Annotated in this window: 11 protein-coding genes; 10 read left to right on the plus strand and 1 reads right to left on the minus strand. The window is 57.7% G+C overall.

The window, feature by feature from the left end; genetic code table 11:
* Positions 1–531: 531 nt before the first annotated feature.
* The gene (gene gltA, locus KW848_RS30560) at positions 532–1821 is read right to left on the minus strand and encodes a citrate synthase (protein WP_008148584.1); all 1290 of its coding nucleotides are present in this window, start codon (positions 1819–1821) and stop codon (positions 532–534) included.
* A 363-nt stretch (positions 1822–2184) separates the two neighbouring features.
* Here gltA and sdhC point away from each other — a divergent pair, with 363 nt between their 5' ends.
* The 10 genes from sdhC (at position 2185) to brnQ (ending at position 15340) form a co-directional block, all read left to right on the plus strand.
* A complete protein-coding gene (gene sdhC / locus KW848_RS30565) occupies positions 2185–2559 on the plus strand; it encodes a succinate dehydrogenase, cytochrome b556 subunit (RefSeq protein ID WP_111450758.1) in 375 nt (124 codons plus the stop codon).
* Positions 2553–2921, plus strand: a complete 369-nt coding sequence (sdhD, locus tag KW848_RS30570) for a succinate dehydrogenase, hydrophobic membrane anchor protein (RefSeq protein WP_008148589.1) — start codon at positions 2553–2555, stop codon at positions 2919–2921. Before sdhC ends, sdhD begins: the two co-directional genes overlap by 7 nt.
* Before the next feature lie 3 nt (positions 2922–2924).
* On the plus strand, positions 2925–4700 hold the full coding sequence (gene sdhA, locus KW848_RS30575) for a succinate dehydrogenase flavoprotein subunit (RefSeq protein ID WP_129442284.1): 1776 nt from the start codon (positions 2925–2927) through the stop codon (positions 4698–4700).
* Positions 4701–4711: 11 nt separating this feature from the next.
* Positions 4712–5416, plus strand: coding sequence for a succinate dehydrogenase iron-sulfur subunit (locus KW848_RS30580; protein WP_111450757.1), 705 nt, complete (start codon positions 4712–4714; stop codon positions 5414–5416).
* A 262-nt stretch (positions 5417–5678) separates the two neighbouring features.
* Positions 5679–8510, plus strand: a complete 2832-nt coding sequence (locus tag KW848_RS30585; protein WP_192406868.1) for a 2-oxoglutarate dehydrogenase E1 component — start codon at positions 5679–5681, stop codon at positions 8508–8510.
* A gap of 42 nt (positions 8511–8552) precedes the next feature.
* A complete protein-coding gene (gene odhB / locus KW848_RS30590) occupies positions 8553–9773 on the plus strand; it encodes a 2-oxoglutarate dehydrogenase complex dihydrolipoyllysine-residue succinyltransferase (RefSeq protein ID WP_008148598.1) in 1221 nt (406 codons plus the stop codon).
* A gap of 110 nt (positions 9774–9883) precedes the next feature.
* The gene (gene lpdA / locus KW848_RS30595; RefSeq protein WP_074874664.1) at positions 9884–11320 is read left to right on the plus strand and encodes a dihydrolipoyl dehydrogenase; all 1437 of its coding nucleotides are present in this window, start codon (positions 9884–9886) and stop codon (positions 11318–11320) included.
* A 200-nt stretch (positions 11321–11520) separates the two neighbouring features.
* Complete coding sequence (gene sucC / locus KW848_RS30600) at positions 11521–12687, plus strand: ADP-forming succinate--CoA ligase subunit beta (protein WP_008148602.1); 1167 nt, start codon at positions 11521–11523, stop codon at positions 12685–12687.
* Positions 12687–13568 (plus strand): succinate--CoA ligase subunit alpha, encoded by an 882-nt coding sequence (sucD, locus tag KW848_RS30605; RefSeq protein ID WP_003172813.1) that lies wholly within the window; start codon positions 12687–12689, stop codon positions 13566–13568. Before sucC ends, sucD begins: the two co-directional genes overlap by 1 nt.
* Positions 13569–14026: 458 nt before the next feature.
* Entirely contained in the window at positions 14027–15340 is a 1314-nt protein-coding gene (brnQ, locus tag KW848_RS30610; RefSeq protein ID WP_218539067.1) for a branched-chain amino acid transport system II carrier protein, read from the plus strand.
* The last annotated feature ends 329 nt before the right edge of the window (positions 15341–15669 follow it).

Consider the following 15669-nt stretch of genomic DNA (forward strand, 5'->3'; position numbering starts at 1 on the left):
AAAGCATACGAGGTCCCAAAATCGCCAAGTCCAAGGAATGGCTGGAGGGCAGGGCTGCAAATGCTCATGTGTCGACGGCTCGCGTGCTTAAGGCCCATAAAAAGAAAACACCTTGAAAGGGCTGGCTTTTACAGCGACTCACTTTTTCAAACGCCAAAAAGTAAGCAAAAGGCTTCGCCCCGGCGTACGGCACTTCGCTAAAGCTCAGTGTTCCCTCGCTACGGTGTCCATCAGGGGGGCATCGCCTACGGTCTGCTTCGCGACGACCTCCTCTCGATGTGTGCGGCTTCGCCGCACGGCGCTACGCGCCTAACCCCCTGATGAACACCTCCGCTCGGCCTGCCGAAGGGGCGAAAGATCAAAAGCAGGGTCAACATCAAAAGCCAAAGCCAAAGCCAGATCAACAACCTGTCGCTCACTGATCGTTCCCTCGCGTGGGAACGATCAGGTTCATCGCACAAACAAAAACGGCCTCTATATAAATAGAGGCCGTTCCCGGTGCAACTTTAAGACGTTATCGCAAGACAGGTCTTATTTGCGGTCTTCCAGCTTGGTGATGTCACGCGACTCGTAGCCGGTGTACAGCTGGCGCGGACGGCCAATCTTGTACGGGCTGGAGAGCATTTCTTTCCAGTGGGAGATCCAGCCGACGGTCCGCGCCAAAGCGAAGATGACGGTGAACATGCTGGTTGGAATGCCGATCGCCTTGAGGATGATCCCCGAGTAGAAGTCGACGTTCGGGTACAGCGAGCGTTCGATGAAGTACGGGTCGGTCAGGGCGATCTCTTCCAGGCGCATGGCCAGTTCGAGTTGCGGATCGTTGGTAATGCCCAGTTCTTTCAGCACTTCGTCGCAGGTCTGCTTCATGACTGTTGCGCGTGGGTCGCGGTTTTTGTAAACCCGGTGACCAAAGCCCATCAGTTTGAACGGATCGTTCTTGTCCTTGGCCTTGGCGATGTACTTGTCGATGTTCGACACATCGCCAATTTCATCAAGCATGGTCAGAACGGCTTCGTTCGCGCCGCCGTGGGCAGGGCCCCACAGTGCAGCGATGCCGGCGGCGATACAGGCGAACGGGTTGGCACCCGAAGAGCCGGCCAGGCGTACGGTGGAAGTCGATGCGTTCTGCTCGTGGTCGGCATGGAGGATGAAGATCTTGTCCATGGCGTTGGCGAGTACCGGGCTGATCGGTTTGATCTCGCACGGGGTGTTGAACATCATGTGCAGGAAGTTTTCCGCGTACGTCAGGTCGTTGCGCGGGTACATCATGGGTTGCCCCATCGAGTACTTGTAAACCATCGCTGCCAGGGTGGGCATCTTGGCAACCAGGCGGATCGCGGAGATTTCGCGATGCTGCGGGTTATTGATGTCCAGGGAGTCGTGGTAGAAGGCCGAGAGGGCGCCGACTACGCCGCACATGACGGCCATCGGGTGGGCGTCGCGACGGAAGCCGTTGAAGAAGGTCTTCAGCTGCTCGTGAACCATGGTGTGGTTCTTCACGGTGCTGACGAACTGGGCCTTCTGTTCTGCGGTCGGCAATTCGCCGTTGAGCAGCAGATAGCAGGTTTCCAGGTAGTCCGACTTTTCAGCCAACTGTTCGATCGGGTAGCCGCGGTGCAGCAGGATGCCGTTGTCGCCGTCGATATAGGTGATCTTCGACTCGCAGGAAGCTGTCGACATGAAACCAGGGTCAAAGGTGAAACGGCCCGTGGCCGTCAGGCCCCGAACATCGATAACATCGGGACCAACGGTGCCGGTTAAAATGGGCAGCTCGACGGGGGCTGCGCCCTCGATGATCAACTGCGCTTTTTTGTCAGCCATGTGGCCTCCTATTTATGCTTGAAATCATCAGACAGACCCCCCACGCAGGGCCCGCACCACTATAGTGAGATAAATTCGAATGTCAATTTGCCTAAAGTCTTGCTCCAGAAGGCTTTAACTGGACTTTTTCCTCGAAATTGACTGCCATTTACGCCTTTTATACGACTTGTGCAATGAGCTATTAGGGGAAGGCGATTGCGTTGTCATTAGTAGCCTAACTGTCTATACTCGGCCTCCGACCGCCAGGGGCTTTTGGGCCTGCTTTACTGGGGGTCGCACTCCCTGGGTGGTGGGTACCTGACCAGTGCACTCCCCAACAACTTTGCCCTGATTGTTAGGGGCTCTTCAGTGTGAAAAAAAGCCGTGAATAGCCAACGACCTGTAAACCTAGACCTAAGGACCATCAAACTCCCAGTCACTGCTTACACGTCCATTCTTCACCGAATCTCCGGAATCATCCTCTTTGTCAGCCTGGCCATCATGCTTTATGCATTGGACAAGTCGCTCGACTCGGAAGAAGGCTTCGGTCAGGTGAAAGCGTGTCTGACCAGTCCGCTAGCCAAGCTAGTGACATGGGGCATCCTGTCCGCCTTGCTGTATCACTTGGTTGCCGGTGTGCGCCATTTGATGATGGACATGGGCATCGGCGAGTCGCTTGAGGGCGGCAAACTGGGCTCGAAAATCGTTATCGCCTTTTCCGTGGTGGTAATCGTTCTGGCAGGAGTTTGGATATGGTAACTAACGTCACGAACCTGTCGCGTTCGGGCCTCTATGACTGGATGGCACAACGTGTGTCTGCGGTCGTTCTCGCGGCTTATTTCATTTTCCTGATCGGATACGTCGTTGCCCATCCTGGCATCGGCTACGCCCAATGGCATGAACTGTTCGCAAGCAACTGGATGCGTATTTTCAGTCTCCTGGCCCTCGTTGCCCTAGGCGCTCACGCCTGGGTCGGCATGTGGACCATCGCGACCGACTACCTGACGCCAATGGCGTTCGGCAAGTCCGCGACTGCAGTACGTTTCCTTTTCCAGGCAGTATGCGGCGTTGCGATGTTCGCTTACTTCGTCTGGGGTGTGCAGATTCTCTGGGGTATCTGATTCATGTCTACTACAGTTAATACGCTTTCGTTCGACGCCATCATTATTGGCGGCGGCGGTGCTGGTATGCGCGCTGCTCTGCAGCTGGCACAAGGTGGTCACAAGACCGCCGTAGTTACCAAGGTTTTCCCGACTCGTTCGCACACTGTATCCGCCCAGGGTGGCATCACCTGCGCCATCGCCTCGGCAGATCCGAACGATGACTGGCGCTGGCACATGTACGATACCGTCAAGGGTTCCGACTATATCGGTGACCAGGACGCTATCGAATACATGTGTTCCGTAGGCCCGGAAGCGGTCTTCGAACTCGAGCACATGGGCTTGCCGTTCTCCCGTACCGAACAAGGCCGCATCTATCAGCGCCCGTTCGGCGGTCAGTCGAAAGACTTCGGTAAAGGTGGCCAGGCTGCCCGTACGTGCGCCGCTGCCGACCGTACCGGTCACGCACTGCTGCACACCCTGTACCAGGCCAACCTGAAAGCCGGCACTGTATTCCTCAACGAATACTACGGTGTCGACCTGGTGAAGAACGAAGATGGTGCCTTTGTCGGCATGATCGTCATCTGCATCGAAACCGGCGAAACTTCCTACGTCCGCGCTAACGCCACTGTACTGGCGACTGGCGGTGCAGGTCGTATCTACTCGTCCACCACCAATGCCCTGATCAACACCGGTGACGGCGTCGGCATGGCTCTGCGTGCTGGCGTGCCGGTACAAGACATTGAAATGTGGCAGTTCCACCCGACCGGCATCGCCGGCGCCGGTGTACTGGTGACTGAAGGTTGCCGCGGTGAAGGCGGTTACCTGATCAACAAGCACGGCGAGCGTTTCATGGAGCGTTATGCTCCGAACGCCAAAGACCTTGCTGGTCGTGACGTTGTTGCCCGTTCGATGGTTAAAGAAATCATCGCCGGCAACGGTTGCGGTCCGGATGGCGACCACGTAATGCTGAAACTCGATCACCTCGGTGAAGAAGTTCTGCACAGCCGTCTGCCAGGCATCATGGAACTGTCCAAGACCTTCGCTCACGTCGATCCAGCCGTGGCGCCGATTCCGGTCGTTCCAACCTGCCACTATATGATGGGCGGCGTGCCGACCAACATCCACGGTCAGGCAATCACTCAGGATGCCGACGGCGTTGACCAGATCATCCCGGGCCTGTTCGCAGTAGGCGAAGTGGCTTGCGTATCGGTTCACGGTGCCAACCGTCTGGGCGGCAACTCGCTGCTCGACCTGGTGGTATTCGGTCGTGCGGCCGGCCTGTTCCTGGAACAGACCCTCAAAGAAGGCGTCGACTACACCCGCGCTCGTCAGTCCGACATCGACGCTGCCCTGGCACGTCTCGATGGCCTGAACTCGCGTACCGAGGGCGAAGACGTCGCCACCCTGCGTAAAGAGCTGCAAAGCTGCATGCAGAACTACTTCGGTGTATTCCGTACCGGCGAATACATGCAGAAGGGTATTGCTCAGTTGGCTGATCTGCGTGGCCGTATCGCCAACGTCAAGATCAACGACAAGAGCCAGGCGTTCAACACCGCTCGTATCGAAGCTCTGGAACTGCAGAACCTGCTGGAAGTGGCCGAAGCTACCGCCATCGCTGCAGAGATCCGCAAAGAGTCCCGCGGCGCTCACGCCCGTGAAGACTACGAAGATCGCGACGACGAAAACTGGCTGTGCCACACCCTGTACTTCCCGGGTGACAAGCGCGTAACCAAGCGTGCTGTGAACTTCTCGCCGAAGACTGTTCCGACTTTTGAACCTAAGATTCGGACTTATTAAGGGTGGCCGCCATGTTGCAAGTCAGTGTTTATCGCTACAACCCTGATCAGGACGCTGCGCCGTTCATGCAGGAATTTACGGTCGATACCGGTGGTAAAGACCTGATGGTGCTGGACGTGCTGGCCCTGATCAAAGAGCAGGACGAAGGTTTCTCCTATCGTCGCTCTTGCCGTGAAGGTGTTTGCGGTTCCGACGGCATGAACATCAACGGCAAAAACGGTCTGGCGTGCGTCACGCCGCTGTCCGCTGTCGTAAAAGGTAACAAGCTGATCGTTCGTCCTCTGCCAGGTTTGCCGGTAATCCGTGACCTGGTCGTCGATATGAGCATCTTCTACAAGCAATACGAAAAGGTTAAGCCATACCTGCAGAACGACACGCCGGCTCCGGCCATCGAACGTCTGCAGTCCCCTGAAGAGCGTGAAAAGCTCGACGGTCTGTACGAGTGCATCCTGTGCGCTTGCTGCTCGACCTCTTGCCCGTCCTTCTGGTGGAACCCGGACAAGTTCCTGGGTCCAGCTGCTCTGCTGCAAGCGTATCGCTTCCTGGCCGACAGCCGCGACACCAAGACTGCCGAGCGTCTGGCTTCGCTGGATGACCCGTTCAGCGTATTCCGCTGCCGCGGGATCATGAACTGCGTCAACGTCTGCCCGAAAGGCCTGAACCCGACTAAGGCCATCGGTCACGTACGTAACATGCTGCTGCAAAGCGGCGTGTGATTCAGCTGTAGTATCCGCAAGACCGCTGTACCCGTAGATGCTACGGCGCAGGCTTCAACCGGCGCCGTAGTTTTAACCTGAGCAGCAGCTTATAAGGCTGCGGCTCTTATTTTGAAGAAATGAGACAAGCAGGGGCATCCGGGCTGGTACCCGGACTATCAGCGTGATCCTAAGTGGCTTGTTTTAGTCGCTGCATTCGGACTTCTGCAAGCGTGCTCGGTGTCGACGCCGGTGGTGTTCCCCTAACCGAGGGTGACCAAGCATGCAAGAAAGCGTGATGCAGCGCATGTGGAACAGCGCCTACCTATCCGGTAGTAACGCTGCCTATGTGGAAGAGCTCTACGAGCTCTACCTGCACGACCCTAACGCTGTGCCAGAAGAGTGGCGCACCTACTTCCAGAAGTTGCCTGCTGACGGCAACACTGCCACCGATGTTTCGCACTCCACAATTCGCGATCATTTCGTCTTGCTGGCAAAGAACCAGCGCCGCGCCCAACCGGTTTCCGCCGGCAGCGTGAGCAGTGAGCACGAGAAGAAGCAAGTTGAAGTGCTGCGATTGATCCAGGCCTACCGTATGCGTGGCCACCAGGCAGCCCAGCTTGACCCGCTGGGGCTGTGGCAGCGTCCTGCACCTGCAGACCTGTCGATCAATCATTACGGCTTGACCAATGCCGATCTTGATACGACCTTCCGTGCCGGCGACCTGTTCATCGGCAAAGAGGAGGCGAGCCTACGCGAAATTCACGAAGCGTTGCAGCAGACATATTGCCGCACCATCGGCGCTGAATTTACGCACATCACCGATTCCGAGCAGCGCCAGTGGTTCCAGCAGCGTCTGGAAAGCGTGCGCGGCCGTCCGACGTACTCCGCCGACATCAAGAGCCACCTGCTCGAGCGTGTCACCGCCGGCGAAGGTCTGGAAAAATACCTGGGTACCAAATACCCGGGTACCAAGCGTTTCGGTCTGGAAGGCGGCGAGAGCCTGATTCCGATGCTCGACGAGCTGATCCAGCGTTCCGGTTCCTACGGCACCAAGGAAATCGTTATCGGCATGGCCCACCGTGGTCGTCTGAACGTGTTGGTCAACACCTTCGGCAAGAACCCGCGCGAGCTGTTCGACGAGTTCGAAGGCAAGAAGAAGGTCGAGCTGGGTTCCGGTGACGTTAAATATCACCAGGGCTTCTCGTCCAACGTAATGACCACCGGTGGTGAAGTTCACCTGGCCATGGCGTTCAACCCGTCCCACCTGGAAATCGTTTCCCCAGTGGTCGAGGGTTCGGTTCGCGCCCGTCAGGATCGTCGTAACGACCCTACCGGCGAGAAGGTTCTGCCGATCTCCATCCACGGTGACGCGGCATTCGCCGGTCAAGGCGTGGTCATGGAAACCTTCCAGATGTCGCAGACCCGCGGTTTCAAGACCGGCGGCACCGTGCACATCGTGATCAACAACCAGGTCGGTTTCACCATCAGCAACCCGCTGGACTCGCGCTCCACCGAGTACGCGACCGACGTTGCCAAGATGATCCAGGCGCCGATCCTCCATGTGAATGGTGATGATCCGGAAGCCGTGTTGTTCGTGACCCAGCTGGCCATCGACTACCGCATGCAGTTCAAGCGTGACGTGGTGATCGACCTGGTCTGCTACCGTCGTCGTGGCCACAACGAGGCCGACGAGCCAAGCGGCACCCAGCCAATCATGTATCAGCAGATCGCCAAACAGCGCACCACCCGTGAGCTGTATGCCGATCGTCTGACTCAGGGCGGAGTGCTGGACGCAGAGCGTGTTCAGGCGAAAGTCGATGAATACCGCAATGCGCTGGACAACGGTCTGCATGTTGTAAAAAGCCTGGTCAAAGAGCCGAACAAAGAGTTGTTCGTGGACTGGCGTCCGTATCTGGGCCACGCCTGGACCGCGCGTCACGACACTCGCTTCGATCTGAAAACCTTGCAGGAACTGTCCGCCAAGCTGCTGGAAATTCCGGAAGGCTTCGTGGTTCAGCGCCAGGTTTCGAAAATCTACGAAGACCGTCAGAAAATGCAAGCCGGCGGCCTGCCGATCAACTGGGGTTACGCCGAAACCATGGCGTACGCGACCCTGGCGTTCGAAGGTCACCCGATTCGCATGACGGGTCAGGACATCGGTCGCGGTACGTTCTCGCACCGTCACGCTGTCTTGCACAACCAGAAAGACGCGGGTACCTACATCCCGCTGCAAAACCTGTACAAGGGCCAGCCACGTTTCGACCTGTACGATTCGTTCCTGTCCGAAGAAGCCGTGCTGGCGTTCGAATACGGTTACTCGACCACCACGCCTGAGGCGCTGGTGATCTGGGAAGCCCAGTTCGGCGACTTCGCCAACGGTGCTCAGGTGGTTATCGACCAGTTCATCACCAGTGGCGAGCACAAGTGGGGCCGTCTCTGCGGTCTGACCATGCTGCTGCCGCACGGTTATGAAGGTCAGGGGCCGGAGCACTCTTCGGCTCGTCTGGAGCGTTACCTGCAGCTGTGCGCCGAGCACAATATTCAGGTCGCCGTCCCGACTACGCCTGCTCAGATCTACCACTTGCTGCGTCGTCAGGTGATTCGCCCGCTGCGCAAGCCGTTGATCGTCCTGACTCCGAAGTCGCTGTTGCGTCACAAACTGGCCATCTCGACCCTGGAAGATCTGGCCGAAGGTTCGTTCCAGACCGTTATCCCGGAAATCGATACCCTGGACCCGAAAAAGGTCGAGCGCATTGTTCTGTGTAGCGGCAAGGTCTACTACGACCTGCTGGAAAAACGCCGTGCCGAAGGTCGTGATGACATCGCCATCGTGCGTATCGAGCAGCTGTACCCGTTCCCTGAAGACGACTTGAAAGAAGTCCTGGCTCCTTACACCAACGCCAAGCATGCCGTTTGGTGTCAGGAAGAGCCGATGAACCAGGGTGCCTGGTACTGCAGCCAACACCACTTGCGTCGTAGCATCAGTACGCTCAATAAGTCTCTCGTACTCGAGTACGCGGGCCGTGAGGCTTCTGCTGCACCTGCTTGTGGTTATGCATCGATGCACGCTGAGCAGCAGGAAAAACTGCTGCAAGACGCCTTTACTGTTTAACGCCTTCGCGCACCTGAAACCGAATTTAAGGACCCACAGATAATGGCTATCGAAATCAAAGCCCCCACTTTCCCGGAATCGGTTGCCGATGGCACCGTTGCCACCTGGCACAAAAAGCCGGGCGACGCCGTCAAGCGCGATGACCTGATCGTCGACATCGAAACTGACAAAGTCGTACTGGAAGTGTTGGCCACCGCTGACGGCGTACTGGGCGCTATCGTCAAGAACGAAGGCGACACCGTTCTGTCCGACGAAGTCCTGGGCTCCATCGAAGCGGGCGGCGCTGCTGCCGCTCCAGCTGCTGCCGCTGCTCCGGCCGCTGCACAAGCTGCTGCTCCGGCCGCTGAAGGCGAAGATGATCCTGTTGCTGCACCGGCTGCTCGCAAGCTGGCTGAAGAAAACGGTATCAACATCGCTTCCGTTGCCGGCACTGGCAAAGGCGGTCGTGTGACCAAGGAAGACGTTGTTGCCGCTGTAGCTGCCAAGAAAGCTGCTCCGGCTGCCGCACCTGCCAAGGCTGCTGCGCCTGCCGGTGCTGCTCCAGTGTTCGCTGCCGGCGATCGCATCGAGAAGCGCGTACCGATGACCCGCGTGCGGGCCACCGTTGCCAAGCGTCTGGTTGAAGCTCAATCGAACATGGCAATGCTGACCACTTTCAACGAAGTCGACATGACCGAAGTCATGGCCCTGCGTTCGAAGTACAAGGACCTGTTCGAGAAGTCCCACAATGGCGTGCGCCTGGGCTTCATGTCGTTCTTCGTCAAGGCTGCCACCGAAGCCCTGAAACGCTTCCCGGCTGTCAATGCGTCGATCGACGGTGCTGACATCGTTTATCACGGCTACGCTGACGTCGGTGTTGCTGTTTCCAGCGACCGCGGCCTGGTTGTTCCGGTTCTGCGTAACGCCGAACTGATGAGCCTGGCTGAAATCGAAGGCGGCATTGCCACCTTCGGCAAGAAGGCTCGTGACGGCAAACTGTCGATGGACGAGATGACCGGCGGTACGTTCACCATCACCAACGGTGGTACTTTCGGTTCGATGATGTCGACGCCGATCGTCAACCCGCCTCAAGCGGCCATCCTGGGCATGCACAACATTCTGCAGCGTCCTATGGCGATCAACGGTCAGGTTGTTATCCGTCCGATGATGTACCTGGCTCTGTCCTACGATCACCGTCTGATCGATGGCAAAGAAGCTGTGACCTTCCTGGTTACCATCAAGAACCTGCTGGAAGACCCGGCTCGTTTGCTGCTGGATATCTGATTTCGTTGCACGGGCCATCCAGTGATGGACGGCCCTCCTGTAATGACCAGCTTCGTCCCACGACGGTCCTCAAAAGGGGCCGTCCGGTTTGATTCGAGAAGGAATGACACATGACTCAGAAATTCGACCTGGTAGTGATTGGCGCGGGCCCTGGCGGTTACGTGGCTGCCATTAAAGCAGCGCAACTGGGCCTCTCCACTGCCTGCATCGAGAAATACACCGACAAGGAAGGCAAACTGGCCCTCGGCGGTACTTGCCTGAACGTCGGCTGCATTCCATCCAAGGCGCTGCTGGACAGCTCCTGGAAGTTCCACGAAGCCCAGGACGGTTTCGCAATCCACGGTATCAACCACGCTGGCGTGACCATGGACGTACCAGCAATGGTCGGCCGTAAAGCCAACATCGTCAAAGGCCTGACTTCGGGTGTTGCCACCCTGTTCAAAGCCAACGGTGTGACCTCGATCCAGGGCCACGGCAAACTGCTGGCCGGCAAGAAAGTCGAAGTCACCAAGCCAGACGGTTCGGTAGAAATCATTGAAGCCGAGAACGTGATTCTGGCTCCGGGCTCGCGTCCGATCGACATTCCGCCAGCTCCCGTTGACCAGAATGTGATCGTCGATTCGACTGGCGCGCTGGAATTCCAATCCGTACCTAAACGTCTGGGCGTGATCGGCGCTGGCGTGATCGGTCTGGAACTGGGTTCGGTCTGGTCCCGTCTGGGTGCAGAAGTCACCGTTCTTGAAGCGCTGGACACCTTCCTGATGGCCGCTGACGCTGCCGTTTCCAAGGAAGCGCTGAAAACCCTGACCAAACAAGGTCTGGACATCAAGCTGGGCGCTCGTGTTACCGGTTCCAAAGTGAACGGCAACGAAGTAGTCGTGAACTACACCGATGCCAACGGCGAACAGAACATCACTTTCGACAAGCTGATCGTAGCCGTTGGTCGCCGTCCAGTGACCACTGATCTGCTGTCCGCTGATTGCGGCGTGACTCTGGACGAGCGCGGTTTCGTGCACGTTGACGATCACTGCGCCACCACCGTACCGGGCGTTTACGCGATCGGCGACGTGGTTCGCGGCATGATGCTGGCACACAAAGCCTCGGAAGAGGGCATCATGGTCGTCGAGCGCATCAAGGGCCACAAAGCCCAGATGAACTATGATTTGATCCCTTCGGTTATTTATACTCACCCGGAAATCGCGTGGGTCGGTAAAACCGAGCAGGCCTTGAAAGCCGAAGGCGTTGAAGTTAACGTCGGCACCTTCCCGTTCGCAGCCAGTGGCCGTGCCATGGCAGCCAACGATACCGGCGGTTTCGTTAAAGTCATCGCTGATGCCAAGACTGACCGCGTATTGGGCGTCCACGTGATTGGCCCGAGCGCTGCAGAACTGGTTCAGCAGGGCGCGATCGGTATGGAATTCGGCACCAGCGCTGAAGACCTGGGCATGATGGTTTTCTCCCATCCGACCCTGTCCGAAGCCTTGCACGAAGCAGCTCTGGCTGTGAATGGCGGCGCCATCCACATTGCCAACCGCAAGAAGCGTTAAGACAAGACAATAAGAAACCACGGCGGAAGGCCCGTCGTGAGCCTTGCGTGCAAGACTCACCGCGGAATGTCCGCCGGACGCAGCCTTGCGTAGTCTCACCGGTTATCCGGAACACCTACGCAAGCAGCAGTCACAGGTGGTGCGGCACTTGAACAAGTGCAGCACCGAATGCGCAGTACCTAACGAAGACGGTAATAAGCATGAATCTTCACGAGTATCAGGGTAAGCAGCTGTTCGCTGAATACGGCCTGCCAGTATCCCAGGGTTTCGCCGTAGACACCCCGGAAGCAGCAGCAGAAGCGTGCGACAAAATCGGCGGGACCGAATGGGTTGTCAAAGCCCAGGTTCACGCAGGTGGTCGCGGTAAAGCGGGCGGCGTTAAGCTGGTTCGCAGCAAAGAAGACGCCAAAGCATTCGCTCAACAGTGGTTGGGCAAGCGTCTGGTGACTTACCAGACTGATGCCAATGGTCAGCCAGTCACCAAGATCCTGGTTGAATCGTGCACTGATATCGCTAAAGAGCTGTACCTGGGCGCTGTCGTTGACCGTTCGAGCCGTCGCATCGTGTTCATGGCTTCCACCGAAGGTGGCGTGGACATCGAGAAAATCGCTCACGACACCCCTGAGAAAATCCTCAAGGCCACTATCGATCCACTGGTTGGCGCTCAGCCATTCCAGGGTCGCGAGCTGGCATTCCAGCTGGGTCTGGAAGGCAAGCAAGTTGCTCAGTTCGCCAAGATCTTCGTAGGTCTGGCCAAGCTGTTCAAGGATCACGACCTGGCTCTGCTGGAAGTGAACCCGCTGGTGATCAAGGCTGATGGCGATCTGCATTGCCTCGACGCCAAGATCAACATCGACGCCAACGCCATGTACCGTCAGCCTAAGCTGAAGACTTTCCACGATCCGTCGCAAGACGATCCGCGCGAAGCGCACGCTGCCAAGTTCGAACTGAACTACGTAGCGCTGGAAGGCAACATCGGTTGCATGGTCAACGGTGCTGGCCTGGCCATGGGTACCATGGACATCGTCAACCTGCATGGCGGCAAACCAGCCAACTTCCTCGACGTGGGCGGCGGTGCTACCAAAGAACGCGTTACCGAAGCGTTCAAGATCATCCTGTCCGACACTAACGTCGCTGCAGTATTGGTCAACATCTTCGGCGGCATCGTTCGTTGCGACATGATTGCCGAAGGCATCATCGGCGCTGTGAAAGAAGTCGGCGTGAAAATCCCGGTTGTTGTTCGCCTTGAAGGCAACAACGCTGAGCTGGGCGCTAAAGTACTGGCAGAAAGCGGTTTGAACATCATCGCTGCTACCAGCCTGACCGACGCTGCTCAACAAGTTGTCAAAGCTGCGGAGGGCAAATAATGAGCGTCCTGATCAATAAAGACACCAAAGTTATCTGCCAGGGTATTACCGGTTCGCAAGGTAGTTTCCACACCCAGCAAGCCATCGAATACGGCACCAAGATGGTGGGTGGCGTAACTCCAGGCAAAGGCGGCACCGAGCACCTGGGTCTGCCAGTGTTCAACACCGTGAAAGACGCTGTAGCTGCCACTGGCGCCACCGCCAGCGTGATCTACGTTCCAGCTCCTTTCTGCAAGGACTCCATCCTGGAAGCAGCATTCGGCGGCATCAAGCTGATCGTTTGCATCACTGAAGGCATTCCTACCCTGGACATGCTGGATGCCAAGGTCAAGTGCGACGAGCTGGGCGTGGTCCTGATCGGTCCTAACTGCCCAGGCGTGATCACTCCAGGCGAATGCAAGATCGGCATCATGCCAGGTCACATTCACTTGCCAGGCAAGGTCGGTATCGTTTCCCGTTCCGGCACCCTGACCTACGAAGCTGTCAAGCAAACTACTGACGCCGGTTTCGGTCAGTCGACTTGCGTCGGCATCGGCGGTGACCCGATCCCGGGTTCGAACTTCATCGACATCCTGAAGCTGTTCCAGGAAGACCCGAAGACCGAAGCGATCGTCATGATCGGCGAGATCGGCGGTTCGGCTGAAGAAGAAGCGGCTGCCTACATCAAGGCACACGTGACCAAGCCGGTTGTTTCCTACATCGCTGGTGTGACTGCCCCTGCGGGCAAGCGCATGGGCCATGCTGGCGCAATCATCTCTGGCGGCAAAGGCACTGCAGACGAGAAATTCGCTGCTCTGCAAGACGCAGGCGTTAAAACCGTGCGTTCGCTGGCAGACATCGGCAAGGCCCTGGCCGAGCTGACTGGCTGGGCTGTCAAGTAAGCCTCGCGCTTAGCTGACGCTTCACCAAACAAAGGCCACCTTCGGGTGGCCTTTGTCGTTTCCGGGATTTGTACCGGGCTCTTGTGGTGAGGGGATTTATCCCCGTTCGACTGCGCAGCAGTCGTCAAGTCAAGCAATGCAGTGAGCCTGATGTACTGCATTTGATTTGAGGGGGGGGCGCTTCGCGACCCAACGGGGATAAATCCCCTCGCCACAGGGTTCTTTGTAGGAAAATTAGATATGTAAACGCGACACGGAAATGTCGCGTATCGGATAGATCGCACCCTAACAGTGCGTTTGTCGGGCAAATTCGTTAGGCTAGCAGCCATTTTTGCGTCCGCGGCCCACAAGGTTGCTACGCGCTAAACGGGTCAGTCCTATACGGACGGACAGCATTTCCCTCACCCCTCAGGGAAATCCCTCTCTAAATTCCGATTCAGTAGTGTGGTATTTCCTTAATGAAAGTGTTGAAAGGCCAGGACATCCTGGCACTTGGTTTTATGACGTTTGCCCTGTTTGTCGGGGCTGGCAACATCATCTTCCCGCCTATCGTCGGTCTGCAGTCCGGTCCAAACGTCTGGATGGCGGCGCTGGGCTTTCTGATCACCGCGGTCGGTCTGCCGGTGATCACCGTTGTCGCCCTGGCCAAGGTCGGTGGCGCCATGGACGCCTTGAGCAGCCCGATCGGGAAAGTCGCCGGTGGCCTGTTGGCGGCCGCGTGCTACCTCGCTGTCGGCCCGCTGTTCGCGACACCGCGCACCGCCACCGTTTCATTCGAAGTCGGCTTGGCGCCACTGACCGGCGAGAGCCCGCTGGCGCTGTTCCTCTACAGCTCGGTGTACTTCCTGCTGGTGTTTTTCATCTCGCTCTATCCGGGCCGGCTGCTGGATACCGTAGGACGTTTCCTCGCGCCGCTGAAGATCATCGCCCTGGCCGCGCTCGGCATCGCCGCGTTTGCATTGCCGGCCGGTGATGTCGGCGTGGCCACCCCGGAATACGTGGCGGCACCGTTCTCCCAAGGCTTCATCAATGGTTACCTGACCATGGATACCTTGGGCGCGCTGGTGTTTGGCATTGTCATCGTCAACGCAATCCGTTCCCGTGGCGTCGAGTCGCCGGTGTTGATTACCCGTTACGCGATCATCGCCGGGCTGATTGCCGGCGTGGGCCTGGCGCTGGTTTACGTCAGCCTGTTCCGTCTCGGTTCGGGCAGCCATGAAGTGGCCGCGGGTGCCACTAATGGCGCGGCGGTGTTGCACGCTTACGTACAACACACCTTCGGCTCTCTGGGCAGCGGTTTTCTGGCGGTGCTGATCTCCCTGGCCTGTCTGGTGACGGCGGTGGGGCTGACCTGCGCCTGCGCCGAATACTTTAGCCGTGTGCTGCCGCTGTCCTACAAGACGTTGGTTATCATCCTGGCGGTGTTCTCGCTGTTTGTGTCCAACCTGGGCCTGACCAAGCTGATTGCGTTCTCGATCCCGGTGCTGACCGCGATCTATCCGCCGTGCATCGCCCTGGTCGCCCTGAGCTTCTGCAAGGACTTCTGGCATGAGCAGGGCCGTATCGTCGGTCCGGTGATGCTGGTGTCGTTCATCTTCGGTTTGATCGATGCCCTCAAGGGCGCGGGTCTGGCGGACTGGATGCCGACTCAGTTGTCCCACCTGCCGCTGAGCGAGCAAGGCCTGGCCTGGCTGGTGCCGTCGGTCATGACCCTGGTTGTTGCAGCGGTTTGCGATCGTCTGCTGGGCAAACGCGAAGAAGCACTGGCTTAAGCCGCTTCATGGCCCGCCACAAGCGGGTCGTGAACACACATGGAAATGCCCCGTATCAATCGATACGGGGCATTTTTTTTTGGAGGGGGTGCAGTGTCTTTTTCCTTAAGCTAACGTCGAAGCAGTGCCAAGACCTAATGTGAGAGCGAGCCTGCTCGCGATAGCGGTAGATCAGTCAACACATGTGTTGAATGTAAATCCGTCATCGCGAGCAGGCTCGCTTGTATGGTAGGACTTGAAGGGAGGAGGAGGGACAAGGCTCGATTCCGACTGTTGACGCAGTACAGACCGTGGGAGATTTCGCCCCTCCTCCTTTCACCCAAGCGCCG

The organism is Pseudomonas sp. PDM25 (assembly GCF_019219045.1).
Taxonomy (GTDB): domain Bacteria; phylum Pseudomonadota; class Gammaproteobacteria; order Pseudomonadales; family Pseudomonadaceae; genus Aquipseudomonas.